General features: G+C 47.7%; 15 protein-coding genes. 5 read left to right on the forward strand and 10 right to left on the reverse strand.

The window, feature by feature from the left end:
• Positions 1–35 precede the first annotated feature (35 nt).
• Entirely contained in the window at positions 36–1034 is a 999-nt protein-coding gene (gene bioB / locus L0Y31_RS19040; protein ID WP_234734674.1) for a biotin synthase BioB, read from the forward strand.
• 56 nt (positions 1035–1090) lie between these two features.
• Here the strand turns inward: bioB and L0Y31_RS19045 are convergent, their stop codons facing one another.
• Both L0Y31_RS19045 and L0Y31_RS19050 read right to left on the reverse strand, forming a co-directional pair.
• Positions 1091–1588, reverse strand: coding sequence for a metallophosphoesterase family protein (locus L0Y31_RS19045; RefSeq protein WP_234734675.1), 498 nt, complete (start codon positions 1586–1588; stop codon positions 1091–1093).
• Between the two features lie 14 nt (positions 1589–1602).
• Positions 1603–2844 carry a NupC/NupG family nucleoside CNT transporter gene (locus L0Y31_RS19050; protein ID WP_234734676.1) on the reverse strand — a complete coding sequence of 414 codons (1242 nt, stop codon included), beginning with the start codon at positions 2842–2844 and terminating at the stop codon, positions 1603–1605.
• Positions 2845–3001: 157 nt separating this feature from the next.
• Here L0Y31_RS19050 and L0Y31_RS19055 point away from each other — a divergent pair, with 157 nt between their 5' ends.
• The 3 genes from L0Y31_RS19055 (at position 3002) to L0Y31_RS19065 (ending at position 5540) form a co-directional block, all read left to right on the forward strand.
• A complete protein-coding gene (locus tag L0Y31_RS19055) occupies positions 3002–3826 on the forward strand; it encodes a LytR/AlgR family response regulator transcription factor (protein ID WP_234734677.1) in 825 nt (274 codons plus the stop codon).
• 149 nt (positions 3827–3975) lie between these two features.
• On the forward strand, positions 3976–4539 hold the full coding sequence (locus tag L0Y31_RS19060; RefSeq protein WP_234734678.1) for a hypothetical protein: 564 nt from the start codon (positions 3976–3978) through the stop codon (positions 4537–4539).
• Entirely contained in the window at positions 4536–5540 is a 1005-nt protein-coding gene (locus tag L0Y31_RS19065; protein ID WP_234734679.1) for an alpha/beta fold hydrolase, read from the forward strand. The genes L0Y31_RS19060 and L0Y31_RS19065 overlap by 4 nt, the downstream gene beginning before the upstream one ends.
• Positions 5541–5577: 37 nt before the next feature.
• Here L0Y31_RS19065 and ppk1 read toward each other — a convergent pair whose 3' ends face one another.
• Together ppk1 and gyrB are read right to left on the reverse strand one after the other, a co-directional pair.
• Complete coding sequence (gene ppk1, locus L0Y31_RS19070; protein ID WP_234734680.1) at positions 5578–7932, reverse strand: polyphosphate kinase 1; 2355 nt, start codon at positions 7930–7932, stop codon at positions 5578–5580.
• A 137-nt stretch (positions 7933–8069) separates the two neighbouring features.
• The gene (gyrB, locus tag L0Y31_RS19075; protein ID WP_234734681.1) at positions 8070–10067 is read right to left on the reverse strand and encodes a DNA topoisomerase (ATP-hydrolyzing) subunit B; all 1998 of its coding nucleotides are present in this window, start codon (positions 10065–10067) and stop codon (positions 8070–8072) included.
• Positions 10068–10377: 310 nt separating this feature from the next.
• On the opposite strand from gyrB, the gene L0Y31_RS19080 reads away from it, so the two are divergent.
• Positions 10378–10998: an LEA type 2 family protein gene (locus tag L0Y31_RS19080; RefSeq protein WP_234734682.1), complete on the forward strand. Its 621-nt coding sequence runs from the start codon at positions 10378–10380 to the stop codon at positions 10996–10998.
• A gap of 57 nt (positions 10999–11055) precedes the next feature.
• On the opposite strand, the gene L0Y31_RS19085 is transcribed toward L0Y31_RS19080, so the two are convergent.
• From L0Y31_RS19085 to L0Y31_RS19110, 6 genes are all read right to left on the reverse strand, one after another.
• On the reverse strand, positions 11056–11847 hold the full coding sequence (locus tag L0Y31_RS19085; protein WP_234737206.1) for a M23 family metallopeptidase: 792 nt from the start codon (positions 11845–11847) through the stop codon (positions 11056–11058).
• Between the two features lie 73 nt (positions 11848–11920).
• On the reverse strand, positions 11921–12625 hold the full coding sequence (gene porG / locus L0Y31_RS19090; protein ID WP_310587115.1) for a type IX secretion system protein PorG: 705 nt from the start codon (positions 12623–12625) through the stop codon (positions 11921–11923).
• Positions 12626–12658: 33 nt separating this feature from the next.
• Positions 12659–13657, reverse strand: coding sequence for a DUF6089 family protein (locus L0Y31_RS19095; protein WP_234734684.1), 999 nt, complete (start codon positions 13655–13657; stop codon positions 12659–12661).
• Positions 13658–13858: 201 nt separating this feature from the next.
• Entirely contained in the window at positions 13859–14734 is an 876-nt protein-coding gene (locus tag L0Y31_RS19100; RefSeq protein WP_234734685.1) for an NAD kinase, read from the reverse strand.
• 101 nt (positions 14735–14835) lie between these two features.
• Complete coding sequence (locus L0Y31_RS19105) at positions 14836–15504, reverse strand: CBS domain-containing protein (RefSeq protein ID WP_234734686.1); 669 nt, start codon at positions 15502–15504, stop codon at positions 14836–14838.
• A 139-nt stretch (positions 15505–15643) separates the two neighbouring features.
• Positions 15644–16441 (reverse strand): alpha/beta fold hydrolase, encoded by a 798-nt coding sequence (locus L0Y31_RS19110; protein ID WP_234734687.1) that lies wholly within the window; start codon positions 16439–16441, stop codon positions 15644–15646.
• Positions 16442–16491 lie beyond the last annotated feature (50 nt).

Here is a 16491-nt window from a genome sequence, read left to right on the forward strand (position 1 = left end):
TAGATTCGTGACGCTTGCTCTACGACTGCTGACTTATGACTTATATCCGTACTGATTGGACTCGCGCGGAAATCGCCGACATTTATAACTCCCCCGTTCTGGACCTTATTTACCGCGCGGCCACTGTTCACCGCCAGCACCACGACCCGCAGGAAGTGCAGGTTTGTACGCTTCTTTCGGTCAAAACCGGTGGCTGCCCAGAGGATTGCGCCTATTGCCCGCAAGCCGCTCGTTACCATACGGCGGTAAAAGTGCACAAACTGATGGAAGTGGACGAGGTGTTGACCGCCGCTCAACGGGCCAAAGACTCCGGAAGTACCCGCTTCTGCATGGGTGCTGCCTGGCGCGAAGTACGCGACAACCGCGACTTTGACAAGGTGCTAGACATGGTAAAAGGCGTGAACGGGATGGGCATGGAAGTATGCTGTACCTTGGGTATGCTGACTGAATCGCAAGCCCAAAAGCTGAAGGATGCCGGCTTGTATGCCTATAACCACAATCTCGACACCAGCGAAGAATATTACGGTGATATTATTTCAACCCGTACCTATGACGACCGGCTAGACACGCTGGGCAATGTACGTCACGCCGGAATTTCGGTTTGCTCGGGGGGCATTATCGGTATGGGCGAGTCGCACAATGACCGCATCGGTATGTTATTGACGCTGGCGAATCTACCCGAACATCCTGAATCTGTGCCCGTAAACGCGCTGGTTCCCGTTGAAGGAACGCCCCTGGAAGAGCAGCCGCGCGTATCGGTTTGGGAAATGATTCGGATGATTGCTACTGCCCGGATTATCATGCCCAAAGCGATGGTTCGCCTGTCGGCGGGTCGCGTTCGGATGAATGTGGAAGAACAGGCTCTCTGCTTCCTGGCCGGTGCTAATTCCATCTTCGCCGGAGACAAACTGCTGACAACGCCAAATCCCGAAGAAGATGCCGATAAGCAACTGTTCCAGACGTTGAATATTCGTCCGCGCCCTTCTTTCAAAAATGGCGAGCCAGCCCTGAAGTTTGAGCAAATACCGCTTTAATCTTTGTCGTAAGAAGTAAAACAGCCCTTACCGACTATAAATCAGTAAGGGCTGTTTTACTTCTTCCCTAACTCAATCACTTCCATATCCGCTATTTTTCCATCGTCCAGCGAAAACCGAAGACAGGTTCGAACGTGGTGGAAGCCGTGTTTACCCGCCGCTCCGGGATTGACGTACAGCAGGTTATCAAGTTTTGGGTCACGCGTTACTTTTAAAATATGCGAATGGCCGCAGATAAAGACATCCGGGGCACTAATTTGCAAATTTGGACGAATAATCGGATTATAGCGCGGTGGCGTTCCACCAATGTGCGTCATCCAGAACGTAAGCCCTTCCAAACTAAATCGCTGGTGTTCGGGGCATTCCATTCGTATCTCCTTGTTGTCGATATTGCCAAAAACGCCGCGAAAAGGCTTAAAAGCCCGTAGCTGGTCAATAATTTCAAGGTTGCCGATGTCGCCAGCATGCCAAATTTCGTCGCAACGATCAAAATGAGTGAAAATCTGCGGATCTAAGTAACCATGCGTATCAGAAAGTAATCCTATTCGGGTCATAAATGATCAGCACGTTAGAGAAGCAGCCCCGCGAATGTCGCTGACATATAGGAAGCCAACGTTCCGCAGATCAGCGCTTTAAAACCCAAACGCGCCAGATCACTGCGACGGGAAGGGGCCAGCTCACTGATCCCGCCCACCTGAATTGCAATGGACGAAAAGTTCGCAAAACCGCAAAGCGCAAAACTCGTAATGGCCACCGTTTTAGGATCAAGCGTTCCTTTCACTTTAACCAGATCCAGATAAGCCACAAATTCATTTACCACCATTTTGGTCCCCATCAGCGCACCAGCGGTTTCAATGTCTTTTGTAGGCACGCCCATCGCCCAGGCAAACAGAGAAAATACTTTTCCTAGCAGGAAATTTAGACTTAAATTGCTGGTTCCCAGAATGTAAAAACCAATACGAAACAGAATACTGTCGAGCAGTGCAATCAACGCAATAAACCCAATAAGCATGGCAATGACGTTAAAGCCCACTTTCAAGCCCTCGCTAGCGCCACCGGCGATGGCATCCAGCAAATTGGCGTGCGACTTCTTAATGTCCACTTTAACGCTTCCCTGCGTCTCGGAAACTTCGGTTTCGGGAAACACGATCTTACTGATTACCAGCGCGCCCGGAGCAGCCATGATGCTAGCAGCCAGCAAGTAAGGAGCCGGTACACCCAACGAAATATAAACCGCCAGCACCCCACCCGCAATACAGGCAAAACTTCCCGACATGGAGGCTAGCAATTCAGAATTGGTCATGCCTTTCAGGTAAGGCTTTATCATGATTTGCGCTTCCACCTGCCCCACAAACGTGCTGGACACATTAGATAAGGCTTCGGCACCGCTCACGCCCATCAGCCATTTCATCGCGCGCGCCATAAAAGAAACCACACGCTGCATGATGCCCAGGTGGTAGAAAATGTTGACCAATACGGCGACAAAAATGATGGTCGGAATAATCTGGAAAAAGAAAATAAAATTGTTGTCGGAGCCAAAAGCGCGGCTCAAGACTTCGGGCTTCACTAAAGGGGAAAATACAAATTCTGCGCCTTTAGAAGCTTTGCTCAGTAACCGGTCAATATTATGCCCCAACCATTGAAATACAACTTGTCCAAGCTCAGTTTTTAAGACAAACAGGGCCAGACCAAACTGCAACAATAATCCAACACCTACAGTACGGTAATTAATGGCTTTACGATTGTTTGACATTGCGTAGGCAATACCCAGAATTAATACAATTCCAATCAGCCCGGTAAAACGATTCACAAACAGTTAAATTTTGAAGTGTACGGTTAGAAAAGCTTGCGAAGATACAAAGGAAAAAAAGAAACGGCGCGTCCATCCGACGTTTATCCGAACCTGACGCAAAAAATACGAGGCATTTTCGCAAATTTGTAACTTGCGGAACCGGTTACCCGCTCGTATGAAGATTCGTTACCAGGATCGTTGGATCATTGTTGCAGGAAGTTTGCTACTTGGCTATTTTTTTGTCCACCTCGGTCAAACAGATAGTCTTTTTGTCTTGTGGTCGCGGCCACTCTATTTTCGGGATGTGGTGGTTACCGCTCTAATTACAGCTATTGTCTGGACCAGTGTTCGAACAGCCACCGTCTTTCTCGACGTTCATTACGATTGGTTTACTCATCCCACGCGCCGCAGCATCGGCCAAATTCTTCTGGGTTTTGGCTTGCCCGTACTCGTTTCTCTGGTATTGACGATGCTGTTTTTTCGGTTTATTATCGAACAAGACATTGCTACGTCCAGCTTTCCAGTCTATGAATTTCCAATCAGTGTACTGGTTATTTTTTTTATTAACCTGTATTACGTAGGCGCTTACCTTTACGTTCGGGCCAGTAAGACCGTCGAGAATGTATCTCAGAATGAAGCTGTCACCAATTCCGTTTCTTTTACTCGACAAACGTTGATTGTTAACAGTGGATTGAGAAACATTCCGTTAGCCACTACCGACGCCGCTTTTTTTTACATTGAGGCTAGTTCGGTCTTTGTCATGACCTTTTCAGAGGAAAAATACCTGGTCAGTTCTTCGCTGGATGAATTAGCCCAGGATCTAAGCACGCAGCTTTTTTTTCGGGTCAATCGGCAGTTCCTTGTTCACCGGCGGGCCTGCAAGTCCTACCTCAACGAATCCTACGGCAAGCTAAGGCTTGAGGTTGTTCCGCCCATCGCTACAGAGATCATTATTAGTCAGCAAAAAGCCCCCGCCTTTAAAAAATGGCTGGAAGAATAGGGTTTAATTCGCCCCTTTTTTCTCCTGATTCACTTCTTTTTCCACCTGATTCAGCGCCAAAAGCACCTGATACAGGTTTTACGGTGACTTGATAGTCAACTATTTACACGCAAAAAGGATAATTTTGCGGCCGAATTTCCTTCCTCACTATGCAACAAATAGTATGTACCATTGGCTTGGCTGTAATCTGTATGTTTACGGCGCAAGCTCAGGCTATTCGGGTCGCCTATTTTGGCGAAACCGTTACTCATTACGGCGTAAAAGTAGCTTATGAAAGCCCCATTTATCGCTACCAGAAGAAAGCTTCCTCCACGCAGAAAAGTTTTCTTTTTACTCCTGGCTTAGCGGTCTACCGTCATCCAGCCAATCACGTTGGCGTTATCCTTTCGCCCGAATTCGCTTATCGTCGCCTTGGACGTCGCGGAGGCACCTTTGAGCTGGCTATTTCGCCCAGTTATTTCCGGTATTTTCTGGAAGGCCAAACGTTTGAAGTTGGTGAAAATGGCCAGTTTGAACGGGTACCTTTGGCAGGGCGTCATGCTTTCCTGCCCACTGTATCTATCGGTTGGGGCAAGGATTTATCCGTTCGGCGACAGATTCCGCTCGCCTGGTATGCCCGGTTAAACGTCATGCAGCAACGCCCGTATAATGCCTCTTCGCTCCTGCGTTTTGGCATCGAACTTGGCATCATCAAACCACTTAAGAAATCATGAGAGCGTTAGTCTTATTTTTCCGTAACCTGCTATTTTTTAGCTTGGTGCTTCTTTTTTCCTGCGATAAAAGCAACGACCTGGACATTGAACGGAATCTACATTTGCGGCATAAAGGAGCCGATATGCCTATTTGGGTACGCGGCAATCTTGCATCCAACAAAATCGTCCTGTATCTGCACGGTGGCCCGGGCGATTGTGCCATGTGTTACCGCTATTATTTTAAAAAGCTGGAAAGCGAGGTCGCCGTTGCGTACTGGGACCAGCGCATTGCAGGGGCCTCCTCGGGCAAAGTCGATCTGAAGACGCTCAATTACGAACAATTTGGCGAAGATGCTTATTACGTAATTAAGCTCTTAAAAGAACAATTCCCGAATGCCGAAATTCACCTGCTCGCGCACAGTTTTGGGGTTGATCTGGCTTGGCAGTTCCTAACAACGAACGACAATCAAAAGCTAGTTAACAGCCTGATTGTCATCAATGGAACCTTCTCTACCTATCGCTGGCTTTACCAGATGCGGGAATGGATCCTGCGGGAAGCCGACCGCCAGGGTAATGCCGATGCCAAAGACTACATGCTCGCGCATCCTATTACGGAAGAATCCGTAAAAACGCTTGATCTGGCAGCCTTGTACCGCTATATGTTTGATCTGGGAGGCAACCCGGTTTCCCTGTATGACGATAAAAAGTTTTTGCTGAATTATGCATTTGCCTCACCCAATACAGCCCTGGCGCAGTTTACGCACCCCAAAGCCTATGAAGAATACGGTAAAACTGAATTGCGCCGATTTGAGAAAGGGGCCCTCTTGAAGAATATCCGTATTCCTGTCGCGCTTTTCTGGGGTACCAAAGATGGAGTCGTGCCTGTTGGAGTAGGGTATGAAACTCGTGATCTGCTTAGCAATACACGAACTTCCTTTGTCGCTTTTGAAGAGTCCTGGCACGAACCTTTCTTAACTGAAACAGATAAGTTTATACAGGCAGTTCTGGAGTTTGTGCGGTAGGTTTTGCTCGGGCTACCTGGGTAGCCCGAGCACGCTTTTACAAGCTTTCTTTTATAGCCTCATTTTTGTTTTCATTCTCCTGCACATCGGTCGGTTCGTCCTGAGTTTCCTGTTCTTTGGCTTCCTGACCAACTCCCAGTTGTATGTTGGCGAACAAATGCGCTTCCATTACCTCTTCATCTGTCACTTCAAAGAACTTTTTGTGAATGTCGAAGGGCTCTTCTACGCCTTCTACAAGGCAGCATTTTTCATAATAGCCATCTTCCCGAAGAACATACGTATTGATGTTGTCCTGTAAATTATACGACAGGATATGAATGGCTTGTTGTTTAACCCGCTCATCAACCAGCAAGAACAGGGACTCAATCCGCCGGTCAAAACTGCGAACCATCACGTCGGCACTTCCCCCGTATACTTTAGGATCACCGTTGTTATGGAAATAAAACAGACGCGTATGTTCCAGAAAATCACCTACAATGGATCGGACCGCAATGTTTTCACTTAAGCCCTGCCTTCCGGGGCGCAGGCAGCAAATTCCCCGCACAATAAGCTGGATTGGCACACCTGCCTGGGAAGCTTTATACAACTCGTCGATGATATGTTTGTCTTCCAACGAGTTGAGTTTAATGCAAATGCCGCTGGGTAAACCGTTCATGGCATTCTCAGCTTCCCCCTGAATCAGTTTGATCAATTGCTTCCGCATGTCGCGCGGTGCCGTGATCAGGTACTGGTAACTACTCGGCAAGGAGTGTCCGGTAATGACATTGAAAAACTCCGAAATATCGCGTGTATAGACCTGGTCTGTCGTTAGCAAACCAATATCGGTGTATAGTTTTGCGGTATCTTCGTTGTAGTTCCCACTCGACAGGTGGGCGTATTGCACAACCCGGCTGCCTTCATTGCGGACCACCAGCAAAAGCTTCGTGTGCGTCTTGTATTTGCTAATTCCGTAAATCACAAAACATCCTGCCTTTTGCAGACGCTGCGCTTCACGAATGTTATTTTCTTCGTCAAATCGGGCTTTTACTTCAAAAAGAACAGAAACGTGCTTGCCATTTTCTGCCGCTTTCAACAAAGCTTCCGTCACGCGCGAATTTTTCGCCAGGCGGTAAACAGTTAGCTTAATCGACAGAACGTTAGGGTCTTCAGCCGCTTCTTCCAGCAGAGACAGTACCGGCTCGAAATTATTGTAGGGATGATGCAGCAGAATGTCCCGCTCTTTCATCACGTCAAAAATATCCAGATTTTTTTCCCGACTATATCCTAACGCAGGTACGGGCGGCGGGGCCGTTGTCAATTGATCCCGAAACTCCGGATGACGAATAATCTGCCACAGACTGGTATAATCAATCAGTTGGTCGTTTTCAAAGAGGTTGTATTCGTCGATTTCCCACCTTTTTTTCAGCAGATTGATCATCCACTCTGAAGCGCCCGGCTCCATTTCCACCCGAACTACCCGTCCCAGGCGGCGGTTTTTGATCTTCTGCTTAATTTCATCGATAAAATCAGACTCTATATCGTCGCTCTCTTCCAGGGTAAAGTCTCCATTTCGGGTCATTCGGAACAGATTAACCGACAGGATTTCAATGTTGCGATATAGCTTCCTGATCTCCTGACGCACAACCTCTTCAATGGGCAGCAACAACAATTCTTCGTCCCGCTCAAAAGATAAAAAGCGGGGTAAATTTGCCGGCAACTGAACAAAAGATAAACGGTGGCTTTCGTCTTCATCCCCAGGCTTGGCTGGGCGCGTAGGATCGTGTGTAACTACCCCAAAGATCAAGACCTTTGCCAGCAAAACAGGAAACGTATGGGTGTAATCATACACCATGGGCGTCAGCATCGGATAAATTGTCCGATCAAAATACGCAATCGCCTGTTCGCGTTCGTCGTCCGTCAGGTCGCCTAGCTTGGCCAGTTGAAAATCGTATTTGGAGAACTCCTCTTTCAATTCCGCAAAAATCGTCCGCTGGTCCTTGCTGAACTGCTGTACGGATTTTAGCAATGCCTTACGAAACGGAATTTCGCGCAAACCGGAATAGTCAATCCGCTCTTTGTTGTAGTCCAGGTAATTATACAAACTCCCAACCCGGATGGTAAAAAACTCGTCCAGGTTTGAAGCCGTAATTGCCAGAAACTTCAATCGGTCAAACAGGTTCCGGTCCGGATTCTTAGCCTGGTCCAGCACCCGATCATTGAATTTGAGCCAGCTTAAATCCCGACTGATGTAATTACTCTGGTCAATTACATTCGCCAGTTTTTCACTTATTTTTACGGCCTTGCTATCTTCGCCATCGGGCGCAACAATGGGTTTTCGGCTCGAGAGAAACGAAAAAAGATTCCCGAAAGAACCTTTTTTATCTGATTTATCGGAAGAGTATTTCGTGGACATGATGTACTGTATGCTTATCGCTAGTTAAGTAACGTATAAATCATAAAGCATGTATGTTAAGTTTTAGTTTCCGGCTTTATCTTTATACTACCTATAACAAAAAAACGGGCCTTTCGGCCCGTTTTTCTCTTCTTTTCTTACACGTCCACCCGAGCGTATTTGGCGTTTCGCTCGATGAATTCCCGCCTTGGGGCTACTTCATCCCCCATCAGCATGGAGAAAACGTGGTCAGCTTCGGCAGCCGATTCAATTGTTACTTGTTTGAGGGTCCGTCTTTCTGGATCCATGGTTGTGCTCCACAACTGTTCAGGGTTCATCTCACCCAAACCTTTGTAACGTTGCACGCCTACGTTTTCCTCCCGGCCAGCACCCGCCAGTTCACGGATGGACGCTTCGCGCTGCTGTTCGGTCCAGGAATACCGCTCTTCTTTGCCTTTTTTCACCAAATACAGGGGCGGCAGGGCGATATACAGATATCCGTTCTCAATCAGTGGACGCATGTACCGGAAAAACAACGTCAGAATCAGGGTCCGAATGTGGCTACCATCAACGTCAGCATCGGTCATGATGATGATTTTGTGATACCGGAGTTTTTCCAGATTCATCACTGTCTCATCGCCCTGCCGTTCAAACCGGATTCCAAGCGCTGTAATGATATTTTTAATCTCCTCGTTCTCGTAAATTTTATGCTCCATGGCTTTCTCCACGTTCAGAATTTTACCGCGTAGTGGTAAAATTGCCTGGAAAGCCCTGTTCCGTCCTTGCTTGGCTGAACCACCGGCCGAATCCCCTTCTACCAGGTATAGCTCACAGTGTTCCGGGTTTGTATCGGAGCAGTCAGCCAGTTTACCGGGCAGGCCCATTCCGCTCATGAAGTCCTTGCGGTCGGCCATGATGCGTTTGTAAGCCAGCTCAGCAGCAATCCGTGCCTGCGCCGAAATCAACACTTTACGGATAATTCCCTGCGCTTCTTTCGGGTGTTCTTCCAGCCAGGTTTCGAGCATTTCGGAAACGGTTTGACTAACAGCGCTTACCACATCCTGGTTACCCAGTTTGGTTTTCGTCTGTCCTTCAAACTGAGGCTCAGCTACTTTCACGGAGATAACGGCGGTCAATCCTTTGCGGAAGTCTTCCCCGCTGAAGGTAACCTTACCGGCATTCTTGCCCAGCACCTGCGCGTTGCGTTCCGCGTAATTCTTCAACACCCGCGTTAAAGCCGAACGGAATCCCTGAACGTGGGTCCCGCCTTCAATTGTGTTGATGTTGTTCACATACGACGAAATGTTCTCCCCTGCTTCCAGGTTATAAACTAGGGCCACCTGAACGGGTGTAGAGCCTTTTTCGCTCTCCATATAAATTGGAGACATGCCTTCGAGCGACTGCCGATTTTCGTCCATGTATTTTACGAACTCAATCAACCCGCCCTCCGATAGGAACTCTGTATAAAGCGGTTCGCCCTGCTCATTCCGGTCGCGTAGATCCGTCAGCGTGATACGAATGCCCTTGTTGAGGAAGGCTAACTCGCGCAAACGTCCGGCTACGGTGTCATATTTGTAAACGACCTCCGTAAAGATGGAATCATCAGGCTTGAATTGAACCTGCGTTCCCGTATCTTCGGCCGTTCCGATTTCCCGAACAGAATACAGGGGATGTCCCGTGCTGTATTCCTGCTCAAATATTTTTCCTTCCCGGTGCACTTCTACCCGCAAATGGGTCGACAAGGCGTTAACGCAGGAAACCCCCACGCCGTGAAGACCACCCGAGACCTTGTAAGTATCTTTATCGAATTTTCCTCCTGCGTGGAGCACGGTCATTACAACTTCCAGGGCCGATCGGCCTGTCTTGTGCATTCCAGTCGGAATCCCTCGTCCGTTATCACTAACCTTTATTGAGTTGTCTTCGTTGATCGTGACGTGGATGGTGTCACAGTAACCAGCTAGGGCTTCGTCAATTGAGTTATCAACTACCTCCCAAATGAGGTGGTGTAATCCTTTGATTCCAACATCACCGATGTACATGGCCGGGCGCTTCCGGACAGCCTCCAGTCCTTCTAATACCTGAATATTACCGGCTCCATATTCCTTGGGTGTACTGTCTTCAGGCTTGATGTCAGTTTCAATTAATTCGTTCGTCATAAATCAGTAATTTGTCTATTACCGTTTTGCGGAAATGTTATAAAAATCTATAGGAAAAGGCAGGTATTGGAGTAGTAAAAATACAAAATTTTTCCCTGATTTCCTAGCTTAAAATCCACGCGCCAGATAATTATAAAGCAAAAACAAAAGAATTAGAGGACAAATTCTCGAAAGCCGTAAAATAGTAGATCACATTTTAAACCCAAGGCTTACTTTTAGGTCTAAATTCATAAAAATAGGCCTTATTTACGTCGCCTATCAGACTTTTTTGGCCTATTTCTGTTTATAAATCGAACTGATTTTTCCAATCATGAAACAAAGTATTTCTCTCCTGGTGGTGCTGGTTGCCATGCTTACCTTCAGCCAATGCAGCGTTAACCGACAACTCGCCGAAGCGAAGGTTCTGGGCGACTGTAAATACAGCGTTGCATCAGCCGATAGCATCTTTTTATCGGGCATCGATGTGCGCCAATTTAAAAAGCTGGACGATATTAATCCGCTAAAGTATCCGCAGTTAGCAGCGGGAGTTTTTGCCAAGAGCGTGCCCCTGAGTGCCCGCCTGAACCTCGATATCTACAATCCGACAAATCGGAAGGCGGGGATTAACCAGTTGGAGTATAAAATTCTGCTGGCTGACCAGGAGTTGTTTAACGGCTTTCTAAATCAACGAATTGAGGTTCCGGCGGGTGGCGGAACAACGCGGGTACCGGTTCGGCTTCGCGCTAACGCGTTCCAACTATTAACCGATGAGAAAACGCGGGATGCCTTTGCTAATTTTATTCAGAGTCTGTCGGGAGGGAACAATGCCCAGCCTTCTAAACTGACAATCAAAATCAAACCAACCCTGGCGCTGGGTGGCAAAAAAGTCAATTACCCAGGATTCATTACCATTGATCAGGAAATGACGAGTAAGCTTTTACTGGGGAAATAGAGGAAGTGATTGATGAAAAAGCGCTGTGAGGAAATAAAAGCCCTTCACAGCGCTTTTTTATTGTGTTTTAGCGCCTAACAACCAGCGGTATGTATTTCGTGGTTCGGGAAGGCCGTCCGGCATCAATTGAAGGTACATGAGGTGCAAATGCGTCGGTGAACGGGTTTGGTACGCATTGTACCCCGTCCGGCCAACTTCGGCTAGCTTATCACCCGCCTGAACCCATTGGCCCGGTCTAACCAATACCGCATTGTTATGAGCGTAGTAGAAAAGTCCGTCGAGGATAGGATCGTATACCCAAACCCAGTTCCCCCCCCGGTATTCCTGCCCTGGATTCCAATCGGTTTCAATGCCAATAACCACCCCATTCGACATCGAAAGCACATCAGTAGGCAAATCACTGTTATCATCAACACTGTCTTGATTCCGGTCGGCAATAAAAATATCGTGGGCGGGATGGCTGCCCCGAACTTGGTAGTCAAATAAATCGAATCCTTTGCCCCGGTAACCGCTTCCCCGACTTCCACCGATGGCGTTGGGCTCGTAGCCACGAACCGGGAATGCAAAATAACCAAATTGCCGGGTCAGGCTATCACGAAGTACGCTATCGATCCGGAAAGACCGACCCGACTGAAAACGCCCCCGCAGTCCCAGCATAATGTCCTGAAACGTTTGGCGCGCAGAATCGGGATCAATGCTTTCCTCCCGAATCTGAATGTACAATTGCTGAAAGCGAAGGCAAAGAGAGTCAACCGATGGGGCCGAAGTACCTGTCCAGACGACAGTTTGTGAAGAAGCTGTATTAACCAGCACAAGCCATGCAGCAATAAGAAGGCTTCCCCATCGCATCATTTTGTAAACACCTGATTTCACTAATTCTTTGGTATTATGAATAGATTGTTAGGCAATCTGTTCAAAAAAACTATTGCGGACAATCAATTTTGTAGAAGCGGTAGCTCAATAGTAGCCCAACATAGGTATAACTGTCTTTGCTATTGGGATTTCCGTTGCGGAGCTTATCAGTCCCCCCAAAAGTATTGGGACCAAAATTATCCAGATAATCGGATCGGGTAAACCGCGTTCCCATTTCCAGACCAATTATCCAGGGGCGTTTGAATTCATATTTTATTCCTATCCCCAGCGGGAAATTCATCAGCATTTTGGTTTTATAGCCCCCACTATTGGGGTTCGGCTTCATCGAAAAAACGCCAAGCCCACCCATTACATAAGGTGTCCAGTTCAGCACTCGCCGGCGGTTGGCAAAGTCCAGGAAGTTGTATTCAAACAGTAAATTAGCTTCGCTGATGTTGGTTTTGAACGACAAATTTCGGGCTTGCTGAAACGGATCGTTGGTCGAGGCATCATCCGCCGCGATGCGCCCCAATCCGAAATTGGCGCGCACCGTAAAAGGCTGGCTCACATTATAGCGAACCAGCAAATTAGCAGCCGGACGGAGATTCCGGGGCGCAATACCCGGTGCCAAATCACCTTTGTACACCATTGCGCCCAGCCCGCCCCCAACTTCCCAGCTAGGCATTTGCGCCTGAGCGAAAGCCGTGTTAGCCAGTGGTAGTATTCCGCCTACCAGCAAAAGACACTTTCGGATAATTTTGCCTATATTTTCCAACTCAGATTCAGAAACAGTGCATCAAATACCTACTTATTTTACCGGAGGACACTTTATTTTAGGCAGCAAAACGTAATGCAGTTGAATACTCGTGGTCATGTAACCGTCATTCAACACGCCTTTTGCGCCCCGTGTACGCTCTGGAACACCTGGCAAAAGGGCTCCATTATTGGCAAATGGATCTTGTCCGGTCAAGAAATCCCGCAGTTGCTGCTCCCGATCGCCTCCTTTACGCGCTGCCGTTGGCTCCAGGGAGCGGTTCGACATAGCGCGCGCCAAATCATCTTTTAGCACACTTGGGTCAGCCGGTCCTGGCGCACCTACATCGTCCAGGTAATCGGTTCCGGTAAATCGGTAACTAATTTCCGCTGCTACGTTAAAACGTTCATTGAGCATATACCGAAAGCCAAAGCCAACCGGAATAGCCACCGCTACAAGCGAGTATGGCTTCGCGTAACCAGGTTGCCCCTGCCCCTCGGTTCCGAGTGGCTGAAGTTTCACCCAACGCTGCTCCTGATCCGGCTCAAAATTAACGGGCGTTTTCGCTTCCGGGCTGTGAGCCGCCAAAGCAATACCCGCAAAGATGTACGGCGTAAATTTTGCGCGATAATTTGTATTTCGTCCATCGCCCACGAACTTATAGATCCCTGTCAGGGCGAATTCTTTCAGATCATTCCGGAAGTGCAGGTTTCGGACATAAAGAGCAATGTCCTCAGCAGCATTTTTACGGTTATACGTATAATCGTCCCCTACGATACGTGCATACGTAAACCCTGCCCGCGCGGCGAAGTGTGGCGTAAAATGGCGTGTGTACATCAACCCCGCATTCCAGCGTATTAGCTGAAATGTGGAACGAATGGGTTTTCGATACCCAGACAGTTCTCCGTAATAACTGGAGGTGCCAACGCCTATGCCCACTTCCGAGTAAGGTATAAAATCTGTTCGACGGCTCTGCGCAGCGCTTTCGGTCGTTCCTGTCGCCACCATAGCGGCCGTCATTAGGGCGCTTGCAATCAGTAGGTTATTCTTCATGACTTGCTTAATACGTACTACTGTTTCCTGTGCATGTTACCTTTTCCCAAAAGGAAAGGCTCTTTTTGACAAACGGCTACAGGAAACTTTTATTGGATCAGGAAATAAATGAATGAGCAACGGGACCTGAATTTGAAGGCTCTAAACGGCTAAATTTTTGCTTTAGACCCTTTTTATTTCCTTATCTACCGCCTAATTTTATTAATTCCTGATATCCCAGCCCCAGTTTAGTTTACTCCGCAGCGTATTTAGGAAATTATCATCACTCATCTTAACTAAACGGGCATTAAACTGTTCTTTCCGAACGCTCAAACGCGTTGAAACATCGACTGTACGGAACCGGGAATCGACCGACACCAGAAACGTATTGCTTCGACTTTGCACTTCAAAAGATAAATGACTGCTATCGGGCACGACCATGGGCCGCACGTTCAGGTTATGCGGACTAATGGGAGTTATGATGAAGTTTTCGTTATGAGGTAGCAAGACTGGACCACCGCAACTAAGCGAATAACCTGTTGATCCAGAAGGAGTTGACACAATCAAACCGTCGGACCAGTACGAGTTTAAAAACTCTCCATCGATATAGGTATGCACCGTGATCATCGATGAAATTTCGGTTTTCGTAATTGTCACATCGTTCAGCCCAAAGGGAACACTTCCAAACAAGTCATCATCTGAGACGAGGGAAATCAACGAGCGTTCATCGAGGGTATAGTTACCCGACGTTAAAGCATCCAGCATGGCCGAAATCGCTTTCGGCGAAACGGTTGCTAAAAAACCTAATCGCCCGGTATTGATGCCAATGATAGGAATGTTGCGCGGTCCAACGTGCGTGACCACTTCCAGTAGCGTTCCGTCGCCGCCTAAGCTAATGGCAAAATCGGCGTTGAAAACGTCAAAATGAGACGTATAGATTTGGGTAGTATGATGCTGGACACCTGATTTGTCCAGGAAAGTACGGTATATGTCTGATAGTTGGACCTCCACTTGCCGCTCGGCCAGTTCCTCAAACATGGATTCGATGAAAGGCTTCGTCTGATCGGTAAAATTGCGTCCGTGGATGGCGATTTTCATGCAGCAAGTTTAAAGCTTATCCGTTAAAGTTTAAAGCCAATTATCTAAAACTAGGCGACAATTTATCCGGCTTTACGCATAAACCCTTAAACCTTAATTAATTAGGTATCTAAATACCGAAGCAACAAGTCAAGACGTTCCTGGTCGATGCTTTCAATGGGCGTGTTGGCAAAGGCCGCTTCTACGGTGTAGCCAAAGCGTTCCAGGGTGGCTACGACAGCTGTGATGTCTTTTCGATTCAATTTCAGCGTCAGGTGAGAACGGTCGGGCGTGCCATACGTAGCGCCTGAGAAATGACTACCAATGATGCGGATGTTGTTCGATTCAATCAGCCGGCTAATTTCGGCCATTGAATAATCTCTTTCATTAATACTCAGAACCAGAATAGCCCCGGCTTCCTGCACGCCCAGCAACTGCGCAAATTGTTTCAGCAGTTCGCTGGTCGACACGGTTCCCAGAAATTCGTGGCCTTCACTAACCACCGCCAGAACTTGCATCCGGTGTTCCAGAATCAGGGTAAGCAGTTCGTATAGATGCTGTTTGTCGTGCACAAAAATGTGCTCAAACATACGCATTACCTCGCTTAGCGGGCGCTCATCGTCGGGCACGTCCATCAACATGTCTTCGTTGACCAGGCCCTTGTATTCGCCCTGATCAACCACGGCTAGTTGTCCGACCCGATGTTCCTGCATCCAGTCAAGCGCCTGACCCACCGTATCGACCGGTTTCAGGGCGGGTATCATAGGATCAATCAGTTCAGATGCCAGCATGTTCGTCAGGAGTATTCTATTGTAGTAACACGAAATATAACCAACCTTATTGTGGAAGGCTTGTATGTCAGAAAACTAACAATTTTATCCTGAAGTTTCCAAATCTTTCGGAAAAATTCAGAAACGGCCCTGGCGCTGCTTATGCAATCGCCAGATTCCCTGTAGCTACCTGCTCGTGGTTGATTTGCCGGTCTAGCCAGTCAATCAACAATTCATTGAATCGTTCTGAATGCTCCATCATGGGGGCATGGCAGCACTTGTCGATAAAATGCAACTCCGAATCCGCAATCAAGCGATTAAATTCGTAGGCTACTTCCGGCGGCGTGATGGTATCATTCAACCCCCAGATAAGCAACGTTGGCACTTTTATTTTATAAAGATCTTTGGCGACGTTGTTACGCTGCGCCGACTTGGCGATGGCTACAATGCGCATGCACTTTGGAATGCTGTTTGTAATCTCGAATACCTCGTCGATCAGCTCTTTGGTTGCCACTTTAGGATCGTAGAAGGTATACGCTACGCGTTCTGCAATGTAGTTGTAGCTGCCGCGTTTCGGGTAAGAGCCACCCATTGAGTTTTCAAACAAACCAGAGCTGCCGGTCAGCACCAACCGCTTCACCATATCCTGGTGTTTTAGCGTATAAAGCAATCCAACATGACCTCCCAGCGAATTGCCCAGTAAAGTCAGATTGGATAATTTTTTGAAAGCAATAAAACGTTCAATAAACTGAACCAGCCCTTCCAGACCAGCTTCTCTGATAGGCATTTCGTAGATGGGCATTACAGGAATTACAACCCGATATTGGCTGGCAAATCCGTTGATAACCCCATCCCAGTTACTAAGCGCGCCAAAAAGTCCGTGCAACAAAAGCAGGGTTTCTCCCTGGCCTTCATCAATAAACCGAAACTCTCCTTCTTCCCGAACACGATAGTTCATATCTGTCTTGGTTTTGTCGTAGAAAAAACGGAAAAGTGCAATACTTTAGT

The sequence above is a fragment of the Tellurirhabdus bombi genome, assembly GCF_021484805.1.
In the GTDB taxonomy this organism is placed as follows: domain Bacteria; phylum Bacteroidota; class Bacteroidia; order Cytophagales; family Spirosomataceae; genus Tellurirhabdus; species Tellurirhabdus bombi.

Coding starts and splice junctions, on each gene's coding strand:
- gyrB (WP_234734681.1), bottom strand. CDS start 10,067: ATGACGAACGAATTAATTGAAACTGACATCAAGCCTGAAGACAGTACA.
- L0Y31_RS19110 (WP_234734687.1), bottom strand. CDS start 16,441: ATGAACTATCGTGTTCGGGAAGAAGGAGAGTTTCGGTTTATTGATGAA.
- L0Y31_RS19095 (WP_234734684.1), bottom strand. CDS start 13,657: ATGAAGAATAACCTACTGATTGCAAGCGCCCTAATGACGGCCGCTATG.
- L0Y31_RS19085 (WP_234737206.1), bottom strand. CDS start 11,847: ATGCGATGGGGAAGCCTTCTTATTGCTGCATGGCTTGTGCTGGTTAAT.
- L0Y31_RS19045 (WP_234734675.1), bottom strand. CDS start 1,588: ATGACCCGAATAGGATTACTTTCTGATACGCATGGTTACTTAGATCCG.
- L0Y31_RS19065 (WP_234734679.1), top strand. CDS start 4,536: ATGAGAGCGTTAGTCTTATTTTTCCGTAACCTGCTATTTTTTAGCTTG.
- L0Y31_RS19055 (WP_234734677.1), top strand. CDS start 3,002: ATGAAGATTCGTTACCAGGATCGTTGGATCATTGTTGCAGGAAGTTTG.
- L0Y31_RS19060 (WP_234734678.1), top strand. CDS start 3,976: ATGCAACAAATAGTATGTACCATTGGCTTGGCTGTAATCTGTATGTTT.
- ppk1 (WP_234734680.1), bottom strand. CDS start 7,932: ATGTCCACGAAATACTCTTCCGATAAATCAGATAAAAAAGGTTCTTTC.
- L0Y31_RS19100 (WP_234734685.1), bottom strand. CDS start 14,734: ATGAAAATCGCCATCCACGGACGCAATTTTACCGATCAGACGAAGCCT.
- bioB (WP_234734674.1), top strand. CDS start 36: ATGACTTATATCCGTACTGATTGGACTCGCGCGGAAATCGCCGACATT.
- L0Y31_RS19080 (WP_234734682.1), top strand. CDS start 10,378: ATGAAACAAAGTATTTCTCTCCTGGTGGTGCTGGTTGCCATGCTTACC.
- L0Y31_RS19105 (WP_234734686.1), bottom strand. CDS start 15,504: ATGCTGGCATCTGAACTGATTGATCCTATGATACCCGCCCTGAAACCG.